This window comes from Gluconacetobacter sacchari, from assembly GCF_014174255.1.
GTDB lineage: Bacteria > Pseudomonadota > Alphaproteobacteria > Acetobacterales > Acetobacteraceae > Gluconacetobacter > Gluconacetobacter sacchari.
Window position 1 is genome coordinate 1 of sequence record NZ_JABEQJ010000075.1, and the last position, 3,113, is coordinate 3,113.

Sequence of the window (3,113 nt, forward strand, 5' to 3'; positions counted from 1 at the left end):
CTTCGTAAGCGCCGATGGAACCCGGCCTTGTTTTCCATGGTGATAGCGTAAAGCTCGCATTGCAGATGGAGGGCCGTGTGAGTGGATATTGAGCAGTCGAACGAGCCTCGTATGAGTGCTCTCAAGGATAGCGAGGTGATTGTACGCACGGAGCGGCGGCGGCACTGGAGCACTGAGGAGAAACTCTCGATCCTGAAGGAAACGACGCAACCAGGCGCGATCGTTGCGGCTATTGCCCGGCGTTACGGGATCGGTACCGGGCAGCTCTATACTTGGCGCAAACAATTGCTTCACGGCGCGATGGCCGGCTTCGTGCAGATTGACCTGGCGGGTTCAGAGGTGCCTGCCAAACCGATGGAAGTCGGCCGCATCGACATCCGGCGAGGAGGCGACTTCACCATCTCGATTGACAGGTTTGTTGATCGGGATGCGCTCAAGTTGGTCCTCGACATCGTGGGGGAGCTGGAGCGTTGAACTTGGTGTTTCCCCCTTCGGCTAAGATTTATTTGTCTTTGGCGCCGTGTGACATGCGCAAAGGTTTCGATGGATTGGCAGCTCAGGTCAGTAATATCTTGCAACTCGATCCGTTTTCCGGTGCCGTCTTCTTATTCCGCGGCAAAAAGGGCGACAGACTGAAAGCTCTGATTTGGGATGGCTCCGGACTTTGCCTGTATTATAAACGCCTTGAGGCTGGAAAATTCGTATGGCCCCGGATCCAGAAGGGATCTGCGGCCCGCCTCTCGGCGGCCCAGGTCGCGATGCTGATCGAGGGTCTCGACTGGAGGCAGGCGATCATCCATGAAGAGGTTCGGACGCCGACGCTGGCATGAGCGATAAAGGACTGGATAACCGCAGTTTTTCATAGGCTTGGCGGGCTGCTTGCTCTATAATTCAGGGTATGCGGTTTGACCTTGATCGTCTCCCGACTGACCCAATCCTCCTTCAGAAAATGCTGCGGGAGATGGCCGAGGCCATGGAAGTGGAGCGCGGTAAAAGGGTAGTTGCTCAGCAGACCGTCAAAGTGCAGCTTGTGGCGATCGAAAAGCTGGAGCATCGCCTTTCCCAGCTTCTCCGCGCCCGGTTCGGGCGCAGCTCCGAGAAGATGGACATCGCCCAACTTCACCTGATGCTCGAAGCCGGCGATGCTGCCGTCTCAGCCAACGATGACGTTCCTGCGGCTCCAAAGCTGCGGTCCTCCCGAAAAACCGGCATCCGCACGCCAATCCCGGAGCACATCCCGCGCATCACGATGGAGCATCGTCCGCAACGATGCAGTTGTGGCGGCGCCGAGACCATGATCTGTCAGGACATCACGGAGGTACTGGACTACGTCCCGGCTCGCTTCCGTGTCCTGCGCCATGTCCGGCCCCGCATCGCCTGCCGGTCCTGCGAAAGCATCCGCCAGGTCCCGGCGGTCGATCTACCGTTGCCGAAAGTGATGGTGAGCAGCGCGCTGCTTGGTCATCTTCTCGTCAGCCGTTTCGTCGATCATCAGCCCTGGTATCGTCAATCGAGGATCCTGCGTCGCCATGGCCTGGACATCGATCGCGATGTAATGGGGCGGTGGGCACGTAAGCTGGCGTGGCTTATGGCCCCGCTCGGCGAGCGGCTGGTGTCCTACATTCTCGAAGCCTCCAAGATCCATGGTGACGAGACACCGGTCACATTACTGACGGGCGAGAACGGCAGCCATACCGCGTATTTCTGGGTCTATCTGCGCGACGATCGTTCAAGCGGTGACATGAGGCCCCCTGCCGTCGCATTCCGTTTTACAACCGACCGAAGCGGTAAGCATCCCGCCTCGCATCTCGCCGGTTATCGGGGATACCTTCAGGCGGATGGGTATTCAGGTTACAATGTTCTGTATTGTGATGCGAAGACAAAGGCGCCGCGCGAGGTAACGGAAGTCGGATGCTGGGCGCATGCACGGCGGAAGTTTACCGATATCCTGGAGAAGAACCCGTCCCCGATCGCGGCCGAGGCTGTAGTGCGGATCGGTGAGCTGTTTGCGATCGAGCGCGACATCAAGGGGGCTCCTCCCGGGCGGCGACGACAGGTGCGTCAGCAGTTTGCTCGCCCGAAACTGGCTGCCATCCGACCTTGGCTGGAGGCGCGGCTGCGCGGATTGTCATCGGACAGCCCTCTGGCAAAGGCCTGTCGTTATCCTCTCAATCGCTGGGCCGCCATGGTTCGCTATTGCGATGACGGTTTGCTCGAGATCAGCAATAATCTCGTGGAAAACGCACTGCGTGGCATTGCCCTCGGCCGCCGCAACTGGATGTTTGTCGGTTCCACCAAGGGAGGCGACGCGTCCGCGCTGTTTTATTCGCTGGTCGAAACCTGCCGTCTCAACAGCGTTGAACCAGAAGCCTGGTTCACCGATGTCATTACCCGCATTGGCAACCACCCGATCAACCGGATCGACGAACTCTTGCCCTGGAACTGGCGGCCAGTGGCAGAGAACCAGAAACAGGAGCAGGCCGCTTGAGCAATGCATTCGTCGTACGGATGGCGATTACACTCGATGACGTGACACCAGCGGTAAGCCGTCTGATCGAAGTGCCGCTGGGCATCAGGCTCGACCGTCTGCACAGCGTCTTCCAGGCTGTGCTGCCATGGACCGACACTCATCTCTGGGAGATGAGCTTCGGACACACCGGTTTTGGCATCCCTGACCCCTCTTATGGTCGTGACGGTCCCCTCGACGCGCGCAAGACGACCCTCGCCGAAGCCCTGGAAGGCATGCGAGGCAAATCCTTCCAGTATCTTTATGACTTCGGTGACGGCTGGGAACATACCGTCAGAATCCACACCATTCTACCAGCCAACCCGAAGCTCAGCTATCCTCACCTGATCGAGGCCAACGGAATCTGCCCGCCAGAAGATTCGGGTGGCCCCTGGGGTTTCGCTGAAAAACTGGAAGCCATCGCCGACCCCACACATGAATACCATGAGAACGCTGTGGAAGAACTGGGAGAAGAATACGATCCCCACGCTAAACCAGCGGGCGACTGGATACAAAGCCGCCTCGACGAGATGGCAAAGCAATGGGCGACACGCGCCCGAAAAGCAAAATAACCCCTACGTCAACGCCGCCTTGCATCGGCGCTTAC

General features: G+C 58.7%; 4 protein-coding genes. All 4 read left to right on the top strand.

What is annotated here, in order from left to right; translation table 11 throughout:
- The first annotated feature begins 111 nt into the window (after positions 1-111).
- Positions 112-474 carry a transposase gene (locus HLH48_RS23630; protein WP_182999698.1) on the top strand — a complete coding sequence of 121 codons (363 nt, stop codon included), beginning with the start codon at positions 112-114 and terminating at the stop codon, positions 472-474.
- A 5-nt stretch (positions 475-479) separates the two neighbouring features.
- A complete protein-coding gene (gene tnpB / locus HLH48_RS22610) occupies positions 480-830 on the top strand; it encodes an IS66 family insertion sequence element accessory protein TnpB (protein WP_264812869.1) in 351 nt (116 codons plus the stop codon).
- Positions 831-961: 131 nt separating this feature from the next.
- The gene (tnpC, locus tag HLH48_RS22615; RefSeq protein ID WP_182999699.1) at positions 962-2,488 is read left to right on the top strand and encodes an IS66 family transposase; all 1,527 of its coding nucleotides are present in this window, start codon (positions 962-964) and stop codon (positions 2,486-2,488) included.
- Entirely contained in the window at positions 2,485-3,078 is a 594-nt protein-coding gene (locus HLH48_RS22620; RefSeq protein ID WP_220795285.1) for a plasmid pRiA4b ORF-3 family protein, read from the top strand. The genes tnpC and HLH48_RS22620 overlap by 4 nt, the downstream gene beginning before the upstream one ends.
- Positions 3,079-3,113 lie beyond the last annotated feature (35 nt).

What these genes read in the sequence shown, in the direction of transcription:
- HLH48_RS23630 (WP_182999698.1), top strand. Translation starts at nt 112, where the DNA reads ATGAGTGCTCTCAAGGATAGCGAGGTGATTGTACGCACGGAGCGGCGG.
- tnpC (WP_182999699.1), top strand. Translation starts at nt 962, where the DNA reads ATGGCCGAGGCCATGGAAGTGGAGCGCGGTAAAAGGGTAGTTGCTCAG.